Genomic DNA, 15,151 nt, shown 5'->3' with positions numbered 1-15,151 from the left:
CTGTCTTGGAGAAAACCGTCGGGCGATCCGGCGAGGGCTACGGCGTCACGGGCGGCTCCGCCTCGTACGCCCGGTGCAGCAGCGCGACGAACTCCGCTGCGTCCGGCAGCGGGACGTCGTCGATACGGCCGACCGCGACGCCGGGTGACCACGAGTTCATCACCACGCCGCCTGCCAGGCCCGGTAGTTCTGCCCGGGTCAGCGGAACGACGCGCTGGGGTACGCCGAGGCGGTCCAGGCGGCGGCGGACGACGGCCATCGTGGTGCCGACCAGCACGGGCGCGTCCGGCCACACCACCGAAGTGCCGTCCCAGAAGGCCAGGTTCCAGATGGACGCCTCGCCGAGCCGGCCCCGGCGGTCGACGAAGGCCACGTCGTCGAAGCCCCGCGCCACCGCCTGGCGGACGAAGTGGGTCTTGGCGAGCTCGCCGGTGTGCTTGATGTGCGGGAGCAGACGCTCGTACTCGACGGACATCAGCGCGAGCGGTCCCGCAGGCGCGAAGGACGGCGGCCCGACGCGCACCAGCAGGTCGGGCTCGGCGGAGGTCCGCGGGTCGAGGGTGCCCGACGGGAGGTACGCGGCGGCCCGGAGGGAGACGTCCTCGGGGGCCTCCCGCAACGCCTCGCGCAGCCACTCCCGCACCTGCTCGTCCGGCCTCGCGCGCCCGAACAGTTCGACGGACGCGGAGCGCAGCCGCGCGAGGTGCAGGTCGAGTCCGCGCACGCGACCGCCGCGTACCTGCATGGCGGTGAAGTGCGCGTAGCCGGCGAAGGCGAGCGGGGCCAGGTCCTCGGCGGTGGCGGGGCGTCCGTTGCGCCGGACCACAGAAACGTTCGTGCTCATGGGGGGACGCTACGCGCTGACGCCGCCGAGGAGGACGCGAACGCGATCAGCGACAGGCCGCGCGCCTCGATGGCGGCGCCCGTCGGCGGCTCGCCCGACCGGACCCGTTTTCCACGCGCGCCTACCGGGAACCCGCCCTCCGCTCGGGGGCCGATCCGACCGGCAAGGACGCACCATGGACGACTTCAACGGCACCGCCACGATCCTCGCGGACGGGGCCTCCTACGACTGCAAGGCCACCCTTCACCACGCCTACAACGGCAGGGCCGGCGGACCGGCATGGGGCGGCGAACTGTCCGTCGACGAGCCCGACGTGGTGCGGGCCGTGCGGGACGCGGCCGAGCCGCACCTGCGCCTGGACGGGGGAGGCGGGCCGTTCACGGTGGTCGAGGTCGACGGCGACCGCGTGCTGAGAGTGGCGGGGACCGGGCCGGTGCCGTGGGCCGGACAGACGGGGACGGTCGAGACGTCGCGGGCTACGCCGTGATGCTGCGCTCGTAAGACGGGCCGCCCACGGCTCGCGCCGGCTGTCCCCGGACCGAGCGCGGCAACGCGACCGTCCGCGCCTGGTCACGCGGCAGCGGGTCTCCTCACGGACAGGACCGACGATCAGTACCGCTCGTTGATTTCGCGGGCCAGTGCCTTTGCCGTCGTGCGGAGTTCGGTGAGGAAGGCCTCGCCCGCCGCCGAAGGGGCCACGCCGCGGCGGGTTGCCGCGTAGACCTTGCGGGCGGGGACGCCGTCGCGGCGTAGCGACACCAAGGCCAGGTCGGCCCGCAGCGCCGGGGCCGCGAGCGACGGGACCAGGGTCACGCCGAGGCCCGCCGCGACCAGGCCCTGTTTGGCGATCCAGTCGGACGCCACGAAGCCCGTCCGCGGCGTGAACCCGTCGCGTATGTACGGGGCCAGCAGCGAGTCCTCGACGCGGGCGCCGCCCGCGATCCAGGCGTCGTCGGCCAGTTCGGCAAGCCGGACGCGGTGGCGGCCGGCCAGCCGGTGGGTGGGCGGGAGCGCGACCAGCATCACCTCGTCGAGCAGGTGGTGCAGGGTCGCTTCGGGCGGCGCGGCGTCGGCGGCCGCGCCGCTGACGACCACGACGTCGAGCTCGTCGGCCTCGAGCCGGGCGAGCAGGCGCGGGGTCAGCCCCTCCACCAACGTCACCGCGATGCCCGGGTGGGCCGCGCCGAACGCGGCCACCGCCCGCGGCACCAGCGCGGCGCCGGCCGTGGCGAACGCCCCCACCCGCACCCGACCGCTCGCCAACCCGCGCAGCGCGGCGAGGTCGCGGTGCGCGCCGTCGACCTGTTCGAGGACGGCCCGGGCCCGCGGCACCAACGCCCGCCCGGCGTCGGTCAGCCGTACGCCGCGCGGCAGCCGGTCGAACAGCGGCGACCCCACCTCGTCCTCCAACGCCGCGACCTGACGGGACACCGCGGACTGCGTATACCCGAGCGCGACCGCGGCGGCCGTGAACGACTCGGCGTCGGCGACGGCCAGGAAGGAGCGCAGCCAGCCGATGGAAAAGTCATGCGGAGTCGGCATGGATCCCATGCTAGACATTCGCTGGTCGCATGGTCATGGCCGAACTAACGTCAAGGCCATGGAACGCATCGCCTTTCTCGGCACCGGCCGCATGGGCCTCCCGATGGCCCGCCGCCTGATCGACGCCGGGCACCCGCTCACCGTCTGGAACCGCACGACCGCACGCGCCGAACCGCTCGTCGCGGCGGGCGCCCGACTCGCCGCCGACCCCGCCGACGCCGTCCGTGACGCCGACGTCGTGATCACGATGCTGGCCGACCCGGCGGCCGTGCGGCAGGTCGCGGACGCCTTCGCGCCCGCGCTGCGCCCCGGCACGCGCGTCGTCGACATGTCCAGCATCGGCCCCGACGCGGTCCGCGACCTCGCCGCCACCCTGCCGGACGGCGTGCCGCTGGTGGACGCCCCGGTCATGGGCAGCGTCGACCGCGCCGCCGCCGGCGAACTCGGCATCTTCGCGGCCGGGGACGTCGACGGGGTCGCCGGGATCCTGGGGCACCTGGGCAACGTCACCGCGTGCGGCGCGCTCGGCAACGGAGCGGCGCTCAAGCTCGTCATGATCAACGCCGTCGTCGGCAGCGTGGCCCTGGTCGGCGAGGCGCTGGCCCTGGCCGACGCCCTCGAACTCCCGCCGGGGACCGCGGAACGCGCCTTGGCGGCGGGCCCGCTCGCCTTCCCGTACGGCAGGGCGACCGACACCAAAAGCGACTTCGCGGTGAGCCTGGCCGCGAAGGACGTCCGCCTCGCGACGGAGGCCGCGGAACTGCCCATCGCCGCAGCGGTGTTGGAGACCCTGACGGCCTTCCCGGCGATCGCGGACGAGGACCTGGCGAAGCTGACGGACGCGGTCCGGGCCGCCCGCGGCTGAGGTGCCGAAGCGGGAGTGCCGGGGGCCCGCTCAGCCGCCCGCTCGGCGTGCCGGCAGGCCGTCACTGCGTCCCCCGCACTCCCCCCTGGCCGCACCCCCTCAGCCCGACGTCCTTTGAAATACCCCCGCCAGCACGGCCCCCACCGTCCGCTCCACCGCCTCCACCTCGGGGCGCGGGGCCTGCCGGTCAGCGAACAGCAGGTGCGTCGCCCCGATCAGCGTCGGGGCGAGCGTCTCGAGGTCGGCTTCCGGGGCGATCCGGCCTCGCTCCCGTTCGGCGGCCAGGTAGTTCGCGATCATCGTGGTGGCCGGGTTCAGGAGCGGGATGCCCGTGGGGACGGCCTCTCGCAGGCGGGCGCGGAGGCCGTCGCGGGAGATGGTCAGGGCGACGATCGCCACCCCGACCGGCCCGAACACCTGGGTCAGCGCGTCCGCGACGTTGCCGGCCACCGTGCCGGTCCCTGCGGCGGCGGCTTCACGGAGGATGGCGGCCTGGTCGTCCAGCCGCGCCGTGCGGTCGAGGACGAGTTCGGCCAGGAAGGTGTCGAAGTCCGCGAAGTGCCGGTGCAGCACGCCTTTCGCGCAGCCCGCCTCCGCGGTCACCGCCCTGCTGGTCAGCCCGTCGGGCCCGGCACGGAGCAGGATCCGCTCGGCGGCGGCGAACAGTTGCTCGCGTGCGTCCTGGATCGCGACGCCGGTGGGCACGTGCGGTCTCCTCGCGGTCGTGGGGTGGGCTGGCCCACCGAGGTTGACGAGTGGGCGGTCGCCCACTAATAGTGGGCGCATGCCCACTCTACCTTCGGGGCAGCCCCCGCTCCCCGCGACCGAACCCCACCGCAGCCGCGACGTCGCCGAGTCCTTCGGCGCCGACGCCACGCGCTACGACCGGGCCCGGCCCCGCTATCCCGACGAGGTCGTCCAACGCATCGCCGCGGCCGCCCCCGAAGGGGACATCCTCGACGTCGGCACCGGAACCGGCATCGCCGCCCGTCAGTTGCGGGCCGCAGGACGGCGCGTGCTCGGCGTCGAGCCCGACCCGCGCATGGCCGAGGTCGCCCGGGGGCTCGGACTCGAGGTCGACGTCGCGACGTTCGAGGACTGGGACCCGGTCGGACGCACGTTCAGTGCCGTCGTCGCCGCCCAGGCCTGGCACTGGATCGACCCCGTCGCGGGCGCCGCCAAGGCCGCCCGCGTGCTGCACCCCGGCGGCGTGTTCGCGCCGTTCTGGAACGCCTTCGTCTTTCCGCCCGCCCTGGCCGACGCGGTCACCGATGTGTGCCGGCGCGTCATGCCCGACGCCCCGTTCGACATCGCCGCCACGGCCACCCGCACCGTGGACGGCTACCGCGACTTGACCACCAAAGCGGCCGAAGGGGTGCGCAAGGCAGGCGAGTTCGGCGAGACCGAGCACTGGCAGGCCGACTGGGAGTGGACCTACACCCGCGACGCCTGGCTCGACCAGATGCCCACCCTGGGGGCCTTCACCCGCACCCCGCCGCCCGTCCTCGCGCGGCTGCTGGACGGCGTCGGCGCGGCCGTCGACGCGATGGGCGGCGCGTTCACGATGACGTACGCGACCATCGGCCTCACGGCGACCCGAACAGGACGCTCCTGAACAGGCTGATCCCCAACAGGACGCTCCTGAACAGGCTGATCCCGAACAGGCCTGTCCTGAAAAGCCGTTGGTGCGGCTCACCCCCGTTCGTGCGGCCGCACCGCGTACACATGCCGCTTGCCCACGCAGTAGGCGGTGCGCCCGTCGACCGCGACCGGTGAGGGCCCGGCCTCCTCGTCGGCGTGCGGGTCCACCCAGGACATCAGCGGCTTGCCGGACGTGCGGTCGAAGGCCGCCGTGTAGCCGCCGTCCGCCGCCAGCAGGACCAGGTCGCCGTCCACGGTCATGGTGAACGACGTGTACCAGGGGATCGGCAGCTCCCCGATGTCGATCGGGTCGGTGCGCCACAGCTCCTTCCCGTCCGCCGCGTCGAGCGCCTGGACCACGTTCTGGCCGGTGCAGATGTACACGGCCTCCTCCGTCACGCACGTGCCCTCGATCCAGCGCTCGGCGCCGTCCGACTGCCAGCGCGGTTCGCCCGTGCCCGGGTCGAAGGCCGCGACGCCGTGCGCGGTGGAGGCGTACACCAGCCCGCCGGTCGCACCGAGCACCGCGAACGCGACCTCCTGGCCGTGGTCCAGCGTGCGCGCCGGTCGGCCGGTCGCCGCGTCGTGCAGGGTCAGGGACGTACGTCGGCCACGGAACGGCGCCATGCCGTCGACGGGCTCCCCGGCGGGGGCGTCCCGCTGCGTCCACCGCATCGACCCGGTCCGCGGGTCGAGCGCGATCGTCGGGCCGTACGGCGCCTCGGCGACCAGGACCGGGCCGTCGGGCCCCGCCACGCGCACCGTCGCGCGCGGGTCCACCGCACGTCCCCACAGGCACGCGCCGGAGGTGGCGTCGAGGGCGAAGACGGCGTTGGACGCGGTGCCGATCAGCACGCCGCCCACCGTGGCGACGACTTCGCGCAGCACCCCGCCGAACCGGGGCAGCCGCACCGGGATTCGGAAGCGGGACAGCTCCCACAGGCCCGGCAGCCACGTGTCCGGCCGACCGGCCCACAGCACTTGGGCGTCGGATCGGGAGCGCGCGGTAATCCGCCCGAAATGCCCTACGTGGAAGGTGCGTTCGCCGGGGGGCGCGAGCAGGCCTCCCGGGGTGAGCCAGAGCTGCTCGCCGGTCGCGGCGTCCAAGGCGACCGTCTCGCCCCACGAGCTCGCGTAGACGACCCCGTCGGCGGCGTAGACCGACCGCGCGTCGGCGAACGGAACGGTCCACAACCGGCCTGAGCCGCTGCTGTCCGGTGTCATCACGCGCCGCAGCATGCCAGTTCGTCGAACGGGTTGGGGAGGGGGCGGCGGGTCTGAGGTGCGCGGAAGGCCGCGTATGCGCTGCGACGGGGCGTTTGGAAGGGTGTCTCCGCCGCGCCTGAGGCGTCGAAGATCAGATATGCCCGGGTGCTGTGCGCGCCGTCGCTCGGGGAAGCCGTCCCTCGGGTGACGGACAGGCGATCGGGCGGACCCCCGTCCGAGGAGAAGAGGGGCCGCCCGACGCCCTCCGGGGCCGGGATCCACTCCGGTCCGGAGCCCGTGCGGCAGCAGGTGCCGCGCGGGTGTCGCCTCCCGGCCGCGTCCAGGGGAATGCCGTCCGACCAAGGGCGCGGGGGAGTGTCGCCCGTGTCGTAGGGGACGGGGGGGCGTACCCGCTGATTTATAGCCTTGGTTGGGTGGTACTCGCGGGCCCACCTTCGCGGGGACGGTCAGCGGAGTGTGTCCAGGCGCGCCCGGGCGTCCGTTCCGGGGTGCGGCGGGTACGCGACGACCTCCAGGCCCGGGCGGCCCGTGACGGCCATGGCGCGGCACAGCAGCGGGAGCGCGCCCGCGTCGGCGTGGTGCAGCACCGGCGCGGGCGGTATCCGGTCGGTGACGTCGTGGCGCTCCCACAGGCGGCGGAAGTCGGGGCTCGCGTCGCGCATGTGCCCGATCAGCGTGCGCAGGCGGTCGTCGTCGGGCCAGCGGCTGGCTTTCAGGCGCATGCGACCGACGTGCGAGCGCGCGGTGTCCTCCCAGTCGCCGAGCCGGCCGCGCAGCGCGTCGTCGCAGAACAGCAGGTGGGAGGTGGTGCGCCGCTCGGGCGGTACGGCCGACGCGTCGAGGAAGACGCGCGCCGCGAGGTCGTTCCAGGCCAGCACCTCACCGCTGCGGCCCAGCGCGTACGCCGGGATGCCGGTCAGTCCGTCGAGCAGCTGCCGGACGCCGGTGTCGACCTCGAGCGGCGGCGTGTGCCGGATCGGCGGGTGCGCGAGGTTGACCAGGTACTCCCGCTCGTCGGGGTCCATCCGCAGCGCGGCGGCGACCGCCTCGAGGACGCCGAGGGACACGCTTCCGGCGCGGTCCTGCTCGAGGCGGACGTAGTAGTCGACGCTCACCCCGGCCAGTTTCGCGGCCTCGGCCCGGCGCAGCCCCGGTACCCGGCGCACTCCCACCGCGGGCAGCCCGACGTCGCGCGGCCGCAGGCGGGCGCGCCGCGACTTCAGGAAGTCGCCGAGTCGGAGGTCAGGGAGCATGCCTCAACCCTACTGAGCGGTTGGTTTTCGTCGGCAGGGCGGCCCGGCTCTTGTCGGCAGGGTCCGAGGTCCCGAGCCGCACGGCCGAACGTCACGCCTGCCGTCGACGACATCGACGCATACAAGTCCGCGCGGAGGGCCGAGGCGCTGCTCCGGGGCCACTGGGCGCGGCGGGCCGAGCCCCCGTCACCCCGCCGTCTTCGAGCTCCATCCCGCCGCGTGCAGGCGCGCGATCCCGTCCAGCAGGACGTCGAGGGCGAACTCGAACTCGAACTGGTCGTCGCATCCGCCGCCGCCGACCACCGTGTCGTCCTCGTGCGCGGCGGCCGCGGCGATCTCCGCGATGTGCGGGTAGCGTGCGGCCATCTCCCGCAGCGCGGCCTCCCGCTGTGCCCCCTCGACCTCCGGCGGGGCGGGCAGCAGCTCCTGCGTGAAGCCCCAGACGCGGCTGCCGAGTGCGTGCATCGCGTGGTGGGTCAGGTCCGCTGACAGGCCGCCCGCGCGGAACGTCCCGATCAGCGCGTCGAGGTAGGCGAGCGCGCCGGGCGTGAGCTGGGTGCGCGTCTCGATGACACGGGCGGCCCACGGGTGGCGCAGCAGCGCGCCGCGCGCGGCCAGGATCTGCGCCCGGACGTCGGCCTGCCAGTCCGTGCCGCCGACCGGCGCGGCGAACTCGCCGACGACGATGTCGGCGATCCCGTCGAGGAGTTCGTCCTTGTTGGCGACGTGCTTGTAGAGCGCCATCGGCACGACGCCGAGCTCCTGCGCGAGCGACCGCATGCTCAGCCCGTCGATGCCGGACGCGTCGGCGAGCGCGACGGCCGCGCGCAGCACGCGGTCGCGGTTGAGCGGGGTGCGGCGGGCGGCGTCCGGCTGCGGGGTCATGCGGCGCGCGGCCTCCGGGGTGCGGGCGGCCTGGGCGGCCGTTCGTTGACAGGTGTACGCGGTACACCTTAGCGTGGCGAAGGCAGGTGTACGGCGTACACCTCGCCTTGCGTGCCCTCGCTCGACCGCTCACGACCTAAGGAGCCCCCGTGGCCCCAGCCCGAACGTCCGCGCGCGCCGCGGGCGCGTGCTACCTCGTCACCCACGTCACCTCGATCGCCGGACTGGCGCTCTACGCGCCGGTGTTGCACGACAGCGACTACGTCGTCGGCACCGGCTCCGACACCCGCGTGCTGCTCGGCGCGCTGTGCGAGGTGCTGCTCGCCCTGTCGGTCGTGGGCACGGCCGTCGCGCTGTTCCCGGTCGTGCGCCGGCACAGTCGCGCGGGGGCGGCCGGCTACCTGGGGCTGCGCACGTTGGAGGCCGCCGTCATATGCGTCGGCATCGTGAGCCTGCTCGCCGTCGTGACGCTGCGTCAGGACCCGCCCGGTGGCGCCGACTCCGTCTCGCTGCGCACCGTCGCGCGCGGGCTGGTGGCGGTCCACGACTGGACGTTCCTGGTCGGGCCGAACTTCGTCCTCGGCGCCAACACGGTGCTGCTGGCCTGGCTGTTGTACCGGTCGCGGCTCGTGCCGCGCGTCATCGCCGGGCTCGGCGTCGCCGGCGGGGTGCTCATCTTCGGCTCGGCGACGGCCGTGCTGCTTGGCGCGTACGGCCAGGTGTCCACGTGGGGCGGGCTCGCGGCGGTGCCGGTCTTCGCGTGGGAACTGGCGCTCGCCGGATGGCTGTTGGTGAAGGGGTTCCGGCCGTCAGGCGGCGCCGGCCAGTAGTTCGCGCAGCAGGGCCGCGTACGCGCGCGGGTGGGTGAGGTTGCCGTTGTGGCCGCCCGGCAGCGTGACCGCCGGCGTGCCGGTCAGGTCGGCGAGCGCGAGGGCGCACTGGTAGTCGAACACCGTGTGCGGGGTCGTGGCGCCGAAGGCCGGGACGATACGCGTCGAGGAGGCCGCGAGGGCGGCGGCGTCGAGGGTGTCCTCGATGATCGCGGTGAAGTCGTGCTGAATGAAGTAGTCGAAGTTCGCCCGCCGTTGGGCGTCGAGCGGGAACGGCGTCAGGTCCGGCTCCACGTCGCGGCTGTGCGGGTCGATGCCGAGCACGCCGGCGATCGCGGGGAACACGTCCGCGAGACCGGCGCGCCGGTAGATGCCCTGGAGTTCGGCGAGTTCGTGCTCGTGCCGGGCCCGGTCGGCGGTCGGCAGCAGGCACGGGCTCACCGGCTCGTGGGCGATCAGGAGCGCGATCTGCCCGGGGTGGGTCGTGGCCAGGTGCAGGCCGATCGAGGCGCCGAGGCTGCAGCCGAGCATGAGGGCGGGTTCGTCGGTGACGGCGGCGAGCAATCGGTGGACGTCGTCGGCGTGTTGCGCGATGGACGCGCCCGACGCCGGGTCCTCGACGCGGCTGCGGGACAGTCCGCGGCGGTCGTACGTCAGGACCGTGTACGCGTCGGCGAGCCCCGCCACCAGGTCGGCGCTCCGGTCGGCGTCCCCCTCGCCGCTCTGCGAGATGAGCAACAGGGGTCCGGTGCCGCGGAGCTGGTAGTGCAGCGTGGCGCCGTCGACGGCGAGCGTGCCGGTGGTGACGGTTGTGGTCTCGGCCCGCGTGTCGGTCGCCGGGTGCCTCGCGCCGTCCATGGTCGTGTCCCCTCCCCGCGGCGGAGCCCCGTCGGCCCCGCGCTGCACGTCGACCATAACTCATCGGATTCGATGCATTCAATCCAATGTATTGAATTGGATATACGCTGCGCTCCATGGATGCCGTCGGACTCTTCCTCCTCGGGCGCACCCTCATGAAGATCGGTGAGGACGCCATCCCCGCGCCGCCCGGCGGCGCGTTGGACGGCGGCGCCCGCCTCGCGCTCATTGTCGCCAGCGACCTCGCCGCCCACGACGAGACCACCGTCACCGAGATCGTCGCCCGCACCGGGCTCCCGCAGAGCCAGGTGTCCACCGCCGTCGCCCGGCTCAAGGAAGCCGGCGCCGTCGAGACCGGGCCCGACCCGCGGGACCGGCGCCGCACGCTGGTGCGGCAGGCGTCCACGGTGTCCGGCCGCGTGGCCGCCGTCCGCGCCGCCGACCCGACTCCCGTGCTCGCCGCCGCACTCGGCACCGACGACCCGGACGTCCTCGCCGAGGTCGGCGCGGCACTAGAGGTGTTGGCCCGGCACCTGGCCCCGCGCACGCGCCTGGCCTGACCTCGGGCTGCCATAGTGGGCGCATGCGCTTGATCAAGCACGGGCACGCCTGCATACGCCTCGAGTCCGCCGACCGGGTCCTCGTCGTCGACCCCGGAGTGTTCTCCGACAGCGCCGCCGCCCTCGACGGGGTGACGGACGTGCTGGTCACCCACGAACACCCTGACCACATAGACGTCGACGCGCTGGTCGCTGCGGCCGCCCGGGACTCCGCGTTCCGCGTCCACCTGCCGCGGTCGGCCGCCGAGCTGCTGCCGCAACTCGGCGGCGCGGCGGTCGTCGTCGAGGTCGGGGAGCGGTTCACGGCGGCCGGTTTCACCGTGGACGTCGTGGGCGGTCAACACGCCGAGATCTACGAGGGGCTGCCGGGCTGCGCCAACGTCGGCTTCGTCGTCGACGAGGCCGTGTACCACCCCGGCGACGCGCTGTACGTCCCCCAAACCCCCGTGACCACGCTCCTCGTCCCGGCGGCCGCGCCGTGGCTCAAGCTCGCCGAGGCGCTGGACTTCGTGCGCGCGGTCAAGCCCGCACGGGCGCTGCCGATCCACGACGCGACCCTCAACGACCTCGGCCAGGACTACTTCGAGGGCTGGATGGAGGCGAAGGGCGGCACGGAGTTCGTCCGCCCTGCGGCCGGGGCCGTCGTCGAACTCGGCGCGTCCGGCTGACGAGGCGCCCCGGACCGGGCCCGGGGCACGCAGGTACGGACACGCCGGACGAGACCGTTCCGCCCGCACCGCCGCGCTGGCACGATGCCAGTATGAAGATCGGACAGGCACGTCGTCTGCGACTGCCGGCCGTGCTCGCCGTGAGCGCCATCGCCGTCGCCGCCTGCGCGGCCAAAGGCGGGCCGGGCAGCGCCGAGGAGACTCCGTCGCAGTTTCACCCGACCGCGCCCACCACGCAGGCCGCCGACACCGGCCTCGACTGCTCGACCGCCGTCGACACCCTCGGCGCCGTGAGCGCCGGCTACGCGGTGGCCCTCGACACCGTGGCGTTCTCGACGAGCGCGGGAGTCCTCCAACTCGGCGACACCCCCGACCCCGACGCGGAAGGGCGCCGCTTCGCCAAGACCGGGCTCGTCATCCGGGTCGGCGAGAGCGCCGAACTCAGCGTGCCCGCCGACGCGGCCGAACGCCCCGCGATCCTGTGGGGCAACATGCAGGAGCCCGCCTCGGAGATCCGCATACCGGCCTGCCCGGGGCGCCCCGGCGACAAGGCGTGGATCGTCTTCGCCGGCGGGTTCTACGCCGAACGCCCGATGTGCGTACCGCTGAAGGTCAGGTCCGGCGGCAGCGAACAGGTCCTGATGGTGCCGGTCGGAACGGCCTGCACGAGCACCGTCCCCTGACCCTCACCCTGACGGCGACGTCGCGGCCGGGACCTGGGGGGACGTCACCATGGTCCGGCCGCCGCTGGTCGCGGGCGCCGTGGGCTGAGGCCGAGGCCGAGGGGTCCCCCACGCGGGGGACCCGGTCCGGCGTGCAGGCGGACGCCGTCGGCAGGGCCTCGGCGCGAGGCTCGTCCCATGACCTCCGAGCCCGCGGGCGCCCGCCCCGACACCGACGTCCGCACCCCCGAACCCGGCCCAGAGCACGAGCGTTCCGCCCGACTGCGCAGGCGGCTCGCATGGTGGGCGGTCATCGCGTGCGCGCCCTACCTCATGCTCAAACTGCTGTGGGTCGTCGGCGTCGACGTCGGCGTCGTGGACGGCGCGGACATCAACCGCACCAAGTGGGTCGTCGGCAACCTCCTGACCTTCCTCATGGACGGGACGGCCGCGCTCATCGCGCACACCCTCACCAAGCCGCGCGTCGGCCGGGGCCGCGCGTGGCCCGTCGTCCTGCCGATGTGGGTGGCCACCGGGCTGCTCGGCGTCATCATGCTCGCCGTGCCGCTGACCTGCGTCGCGGCCCTGGTGACCGACGGGCACAACCCGTTCGTGACCGATGATCTGCTGTACGGCTGGGTGTACGCCGTCGTGTACGCCGGGTTCATCGTCGAAGGGACGGTGCTGGTCGGGGCGTTCGTCCTGTACGCGAACGAGCGGTGGGGCGGCTTCCTGCGCGCCCGGGTGCGCGACCTGCCTCCGCTCGGCGGCCGCGTTCCCGTTCGGGCGGCCGCGCTGACCGCCGCGCTGCTGATGACGGTGAGCGCGACGCTGCACCTGATCTGGGCGGCGGGCTCGTCGCTGGGCATGACGGACCAGTGGATCGCCGAACGCGACGCCGACGGGTACTGGCTCGACTGCACCGAGGGTGTGCTCGCCGCCGCCGGTGCGGTCGGACTGGTCGTGCTCGCCCTGCGGATCGGCCGCGGCCGGGTGCGGACGCCGCTCGCGCTGGCCTGGCTCGGCACCGGCGGCGTGTTCGGGTGGGGCGGATGGATGGCACTGATCGTCTCGACGTCCTCGTCGGAGAGCCCGATCGTGCAGCGCACCTCGACGCTCCTGGGTGTTGTCTACACTGCCGAAATGATCATCGGGCTGCTCGCGCTGACCGCCGGCTGGTACGCCCTGTCGCGGTACACCGCGCTGTATGCCGCGCGGGAGCAGCGGGACGCGGCAGCGGCACCCGGAACGGGCGGCCTCCCGGACGGTTCCTCGCCGCTCCCGTCGTCCGCGGGCATACCCGCCGCATGACCGCGCGCGCCGCGCTCCGGGCCGTCCCTCGGGCCGTCGTCCGTGCCGGGGTCGGCCGCCGGGCCCGGCTGCGCTGGGTCCATCTGGTGCTGGGCGGCGCGCTCCTGATGCCCTTTCACCTGCTGACGGGCACCCTCGTCGCGATGGTCGGCGTCTTCGACGGCACTCCCGGATCCGCCTACACGCTGCAACTGGCGTCGCTCGTCCTCGACGTCCCGCTGCTGGCGCTCGCCGGGCTCGTGCCGCTCGTCCGCACCCTGGAAGGCAGCGCGGCGCGTGTCCTGGTCGACGCCTCCGGCGAGATCCTCGGCGGGCCCACCGACACCTGGCCCGCGCGGCGCCGCACCTCCGCCTGGTTCACGCTGCACACCGTGCTCGGCGGCATCGTCGCAGGCATGTCGATCGCCGCGCCGCCCGCCGGAGTGCTGCTGCTGGCCCTGCCGTTCGCCCCCGACCTCCTGGACGACGGGAAACGCGGGCTGGAGTGGCTGCACTTCGCCGACGCGTGGCCCGCGGTGGGCGCGGCCCTGGGGCTGTTGCTGTTCGCCTTGCCGGTCGCCGCCTCCGCCGCGGCCGGCGCGTGGCTGGCCCGCAGTGCGCCCGTGCTGCTCGGTCCCACGCCCGCCGACCGGCTCGCGCTCGCCGAGCAGCGCGCCGAGCGGATGGCCGAACGCACGCGGCTCGCCCGCGACTTGCACGACTCGGTCGGTCACGCGCTGAGCGCAGTGACGCTCCAGGCGTCCGCCGCCGGGCGGTTGCTTGAGCGCGACCCGGCCTTTGTCGCCCAGGCGCTCGCCGCGATCGAGGACACCGCCCGCGCCGCTGTCGCCGAACTCGACCACGTACTGGGGCTGTTGCGCGAGGAGGGCGACGCGAGCCGGGCGCCCGCGCCGTCGTTGGCCGAGCTGCCCGACCTGGTCGCCCGGACCCGGGCCGCGGGCGCCGAGGTCGTCCTCGACACAGGCGGCACCGACGTGGCGGCGCTGCCCACGCTGGTCTCCCGCGAGGCATACCGCATCGTGCAGGAGGGGCTCGGCAACGCGCTGCGGCACGCCGGCGCGGTGCCCATCGACGTGCGGATCGCCGTCGAACACGGCGAACTGCGGATCGCGGTCAGCAATCCGGCGCCGGAAGGCAAGGCCGCGTTCGCCCGGCGGCGCGGCGGCGGACGCGGACTGCGCGGCGCCGCCGAACGCGTCGCCGTGCTGCGCGGTCGCTTCGACGCCGGGGCACGCGACGGCCACTGGCGGCTCACCGCCGACATACCGCTGGGAGGCACCGCATGACCAACACCGCCGCTCCGGTACGGGTGTTCCTCGCCGACGACGAACACCTGGTCCGCACCGCGCTGCGCGCCATCATCGCCGCCGAACCCGACCTCGAGGTCGTCGGCGAGGCCGGCAGCGGCGCCGAGGCCGTCGGCGCGATCCGCGAACTGAGACCCGACGTCGTCCTCATGGACGTCCGCATGCCGGAGCTCAACGGCATCGACGCCACGGCGCACCTGCTCCGCAGCATGCCGGAGCCGCCGCGCGTCCTGGTCGTCACCACCTTCGAGAACGACGAGTACGTCTACGACGCGCTGCGCGCCGGCGCGCAGGGCTTCCTCCTCAAGCGGGCCCGCGCCGAGGAGATGGTGCACGCCATCCGCGTCGTCGCGCGCGGCGACTCGCTGCTGTTCCCGTCGGCCGTACGGGACCTGGCGCTGCGTCAGGCGCCGAGACGGGAGGGCGGGGGCGGCGGCCCGGCGTCGGCGAACCCGGCGCGGATCCGCGTCGACCGGCTCACGGCGCGTGAGGGCGAGGTGCTGCGCCTGATGGCGGCCGGGCTGACCAACGCGGAGATCGCCGAACGGGTCGGGCTCGGCGCCGAGACGGTCAAGACCCACGTGGCCCGGGTGCTCGGAAAACTGGAGGTCCGCGACCGGACGCAGGCGGTCATCGCGGCGTACGAGAGCGGTTTCGTCGGGCCGGGCGCGGGCTGATCACGCGTCTGTCCCCTTGAA

The 15,151-nt window shown here is 74.3% G+C and carries 17 protein-coding genes; 10 read left to right on the top strand and 7 right to left on the bottom strand.

Annotated elements, in window-relative coordinates; all coding sequences use genetic code 11:
* Nucleotides 1-37 precede the first annotated feature (37 nt).
* Entirely contained in the window at nt 38-844 is an 807-nt protein-coding gene (locus QI554_RS31455; protein ID WP_281474734.1) for an aminotransferase class IV family protein, read from the bottom strand.
* A gap of 175 nt (nt 845-1,019) precedes the next feature.
* On the opposite strand from QI554_RS31455, the gene QI554_RS31450 reads away from it, so the two are divergent.
* Nucleotides 1,020-1,331 (top strand): hypothetical protein, encoded by a 312-nt coding sequence (locus QI554_RS31450; protein WP_281474732.1) that lies wholly within the window; start codon nt 1,020-1,022, stop codon nt 1,329-1,331.
* A 122-nt stretch (nt 1,332-1,453) separates the two neighbouring features.
* On the opposite strand, the gene QI554_RS31445 is transcribed toward QI554_RS31450, so the two are convergent.
* Nucleotides 1,454-2,386 (bottom strand): LysR family transcriptional regulator, encoded by a 933-nt coding sequence (locus QI554_RS31445; protein WP_343230828.1) that lies wholly within the window; start codon nt 2,384-2,386, stop codon nt 1,454-1,456.
* Nucleotides 2,387-2,444: 58 nt separating this feature from the next.
* Here QI554_RS31445 and QI554_RS31440 point away from each other — a divergent pair, with 58 nt between their 5' ends.
* Nucleotides 2,445-3,251 (top strand): NAD(P)-dependent oxidoreductase, encoded by an 807-nt coding sequence (locus QI554_RS31440; RefSeq protein WP_281474728.1) that lies wholly within the window; start codon nt 2,445-2,447, stop codon nt 3,249-3,251.
* A 99-nt stretch (nt 3,252-3,350) separates the two neighbouring features.
* Here QI554_RS31440 and QI554_RS31435 read toward each other — a convergent pair whose 3' ends face one another.
* Complete coding sequence (locus QI554_RS31435; protein ID WP_281474727.1) at nt 3,351-3,956, bottom strand: TetR/AcrR family transcriptional regulator; 606 nt, start codon at nt 3,954-3,956, stop codon at nt 3,351-3,353.
* A 79-nt stretch (nt 3,957-4,035) separates the two neighbouring features.
* On the opposite strand from QI554_RS31435, the gene QI554_RS31430 reads away from it, so the two are divergent.
* Nucleotides 4,036-4,866, top strand: coding sequence for a class I SAM-dependent methyltransferase (locus QI554_RS31430; RefSeq protein WP_281474725.1), 831 nt, complete (start codon nt 4,036-4,038; stop codon nt 4,864-4,866).
* Between the two features lie 77 nt (nt 4,867-4,943).
* On the opposite strand, the gene QI554_RS31425 is transcribed toward QI554_RS31430, so the two are convergent.
* The 3 genes from QI554_RS31425 to QI554_RS31415 all read right to left on the bottom strand — a co-directional run bounded on the left by QI554_RS31425 (nt 4,944) and on the right by QI554_RS31415 (nt 8,257).
* Nucleotides 4,944-6,116, bottom strand: a complete 1,173-nt coding sequence (locus QI554_RS31425) for an outer membrane protein assembly factor BamB family protein (RefSeq protein ID WP_281474835.1) — start codon at nt 6,114-6,116, stop codon at nt 4,944-4,946.
* 449 nt (nt 6,117-6,565) lie between these two features.
* Nucleotides 6,566-7,372: a helix-turn-helix transcriptional regulator gene (locus QI554_RS31420; RefSeq protein ID WP_281474723.1), complete on the bottom strand. Its 807-nt coding sequence runs from the start codon at nt 7,370-7,372 to the stop codon at nt 6,566-6,568.
* A 186-nt stretch (nt 7,373-7,558) separates the two neighbouring features.
* Nucleotides 7,559-8,257: a TetR/AcrR family transcriptional regulator C-terminal domain-containing protein gene (locus tag QI554_RS31415; RefSeq protein WP_281474721.1), complete on the bottom strand. Its 699-nt coding sequence runs from the start codon at nt 8,255-8,257 to the stop codon at nt 7,559-7,561.
* A gap of 149 nt (nt 8,258-8,406) precedes the next feature.
* Between QI554_RS31415 and QI554_RS31410 the strand changes: the two genes are divergently transcribed.
* The gene (locus QI554_RS31410) at nt 8,407-9,087 is read left to right on the top strand and encodes a DUF4386 domain-containing protein (protein ID WP_281474719.1); all 681 of its coding nucleotides are present in this window, start codon (nt 8,407-8,409) and stop codon (nt 9,085-9,087) included.
* Here QI554_RS31410 and QI554_RS31405 read toward each other — a convergent pair.
* Nucleotides 9,067-9,945 (bottom strand): alpha/beta fold hydrolase, encoded by an 879-nt coding sequence (locus tag QI554_RS31405; RefSeq protein WP_281474717.1) that lies wholly within the window; start codon nt 9,943-9,945, stop codon nt 9,067-9,069. The two genes, QI554_RS31410 and QI554_RS31405, sit on opposite strands and share 21 nt — an antisense overlap.
* Before the next feature lie 116 nt (nt 9,946-10,061).
* Between QI554_RS31405 and QI554_RS31400 the strand changes: the two genes are divergently transcribed.
* The 6 genes from QI554_RS31400 to QI554_RS31375 all read left to right on the top strand — a co-directional run bounded on the left by QI554_RS31400 (nt 10,062) and on the right by QI554_RS31375 (nt 15,130).
* Nucleotides 10,062-10,505, top strand: a complete 444-nt coding sequence (locus QI554_RS31400) for a MarR family transcriptional regulator (RefSeq protein ID WP_281474716.1) — start codon at nt 10,062-10,064, stop codon at nt 10,503-10,505.
* A 23-nt stretch (nt 10,506-10,528) separates the two neighbouring features.
* Nucleotides 10,529-11,173 carry an MBL fold metallo-hydrolase gene (locus QI554_RS31395; RefSeq protein ID WP_281474713.1) on the top strand — a complete coding sequence of 215 codons (645 nt, stop codon included), beginning with the start codon at nt 10,529-10,531 and terminating at the stop codon, nt 11,171-11,173.
* Between the two features lie 92 nt (nt 11,174-11,265).
* Nucleotides 11,266-11,856, top strand: a complete 591-nt coding sequence (locus QI554_RS31390; protein ID WP_281474711.1) for a hypothetical protein — start codon at nt 11,266-11,268, stop codon at nt 11,854-11,856.
* 177 nt (nt 11,857-12,033) lie between these two features.
* Complete coding sequence (locus QI554_RS31385; RefSeq protein ID WP_281474709.1) at nt 12,034-13,146, top strand: hypothetical protein; 1,113 nt, start codon at nt 12,034-12,036, stop codon at nt 13,144-13,146.
* Nucleotides 13,143-14,432, top strand: a complete 1,290-nt coding sequence (locus tag QI554_RS31380) for a sensor histidine kinase (RefSeq protein WP_281474708.1) — start codon at nt 13,143-13,145, stop codon at nt 14,430-14,432. Before QI554_RS31385 ends, QI554_RS31380 begins: the two co-directional genes overlap by 4 nt.
* On the top strand, nt 14,429-15,130 hold the full coding sequence (locus tag QI554_RS31375) for a response regulator transcription factor (protein ID WP_281474706.1): 702 nt from the start codon (nt 14,429-14,431) through the stop codon (nt 15,128-15,130). The genes QI554_RS31380 and QI554_RS31375 overlap by 4 nt, the downstream gene beginning before the upstream one ends.
* Nucleotides 15,131-15,151 lie beyond the last annotated feature (21 nt).

Source organism: Yinghuangia seranimata (genome assembly GCF_029953285.1).
Classification (GTDB): Bacteria; Actinomycetota; Actinomycetes; order Streptomycetales; family Streptomycetaceae; genus Yinghuangia; species Yinghuangia seranimata.
The sequence above is the reverse complement of the archived record's forward strand: the minus strand, read 5'-3'. Positions and strand labels throughout refer to the sequence as shown.

Excerpts from the sequence above, each read along its gene's own strand:
- QI554_RS31450 (WP_281474732.1), top strand. The coding sequence starts at position 1,020 with ATGGACGACTTCAACGGCACCGCCACGATCCTCGCGGACGGGGCCTCC.
- QI554_RS31420 (WP_281474723.1), bottom strand. The coding sequence starts at position 7,372 with ATGCTCCCTGACCTCCGACTCGGCGACTTCCTGAAGTCGCGGCGCGCC.
- QI554_RS31455 (WP_281474734.1), bottom strand. The coding sequence starts at position 844 with ATGAGCACGAACGTTTCTGTGGTCCGGCGCAACGGACGCCCCGCCACC.
- QI554_RS31425 (WP_281474835.1), bottom strand. The coding sequence starts at position 6,116 with ATGACACCGGACAGCAGCGGCTCAGGCCGGTTGTGGACCGTTCCGTTC.
- QI554_RS31440 (WP_281474728.1), top strand. The coding sequence starts at position 2,445 with ATGGAACGCATCGCCTTTCTCGGCACCGGCCGCATGGGCCTCCCGATG.
- QI554_RS31390 (WP_281474711.1), top strand. The coding sequence starts at position 11,266 with ATGAAGATCGGACAGGCACGTCGTCTGCGACTGCCGGCCGTGCTCGCC.
- QI554_RS31395 (WP_281474713.1), top strand. The coding sequence starts at position 10,529 with ATGCGCTTGATCAAGCACGGGCACGCCTGCATACGCCTCGAGTCCGCC.
- QI554_RS31375 (WP_281474706.1), top strand. The coding sequence starts at position 14,429 with ATGACCAACACCGCCGCTCCGGTACGGGTGTTCCTCGCCGACGACGAA.
- QI554_RS31385 (WP_281474709.1), top strand. The coding sequence starts at position 12,034 with ATGACCTCCGAGCCCGCGGGCGCCCGCCCCGACACCGACGTCCGCACC.
- QI554_RS31405 (WP_281474717.1), bottom strand. The coding sequence starts at position 9,945 with ATGGACGGCGCGAGGCACCCGGCGACCGACACGCGGGCCGAGACCACA.
- QI554_RS31400 (WP_281474716.1), top strand. The coding sequence starts at position 10,062 with ATGGATGCCGTCGGACTCTTCCTCCTCGGGCGCACCCTCATGAAGATC.
- QI554_RS31430 (WP_281474725.1), top strand. The coding sequence starts at position 4,036 with ATGCCCACTCTACCTTCGGGGCAGCCCCCGCTCCCCGCGACCGAACCC.
- QI554_RS31415 (WP_281474721.1), bottom strand. The coding sequence starts at position 8,257 with ATGACCCCGCAGCCGGACGCCGCCCGCCGCACCCCGCTCAACCGCGAC.
- QI554_RS31380 (WP_281474708.1), top strand. The coding sequence starts at position 13,143 with ATGACCGCGCGCGCCGCGCTCCGGGCCGTCCCTCGGGCCGTCGTCCGT.
- QI554_RS31445 (WP_343230828.1), bottom strand. The coding sequence starts at position 2,386 with ATGCCGACTCCGCATGACTTTTCCATCGGCTGGCTGCGCTCCTTCCTG.